The 323-nt window shown below is 50.2% G+C and carries 1 rRNA gene; it reads left to right on the top strand.

Going from position 1 to position 323, the window contains the following annotated elements:
• Positions 1 to 323, top strand: a 23S ribosomal RNA gene (locus KVT32_RS29370); the annotation flags it as partial.

Here is a 323-nt window from a genome sequence, read left to right as displayed (position 1 = left end):
GTGGTCCCAAGAAAAGTCTCTAAGCTTCAGTCATACGAGACCGTACCGCAAACCGACACAGGTGGGCGAGATGAGTATTCTAAGGCGCTTGAGAGAACTCGGGAGAAGGAACTCGGCAAATTGGTACCGTAACTTCGGGAAAAGGTACGCCCCGGTAGCTTGATCACTTTACTGTGTGAGGGCGAAAGGGTTGCAATAAACTGGTGGCTGCGACTGTTTAATAAAAACACAGCACTCTGCAAACACGAAAGTGGACGTATAGGGTGTGACGCCTGCCCGGTGCTGGCAGATTAAATGATGGGGTGCAAGCTCTTGATTGAAGT

This window comes from Achromobacter sp. GbtcB20 (assembly GCF_019091095.1).
In the GTDB taxonomy this organism is placed as follows: Bacteria; Pseudomonadota; Gammaproteobacteria; order Burkholderiales; family Burkholderiaceae_B; genus Achromobacter; species Achromobacter mucicolens.
Note: the sequence above shows the minus strand (reverse complement) of the source record. Positions and strands in the feature narration are given on the sequence as shown.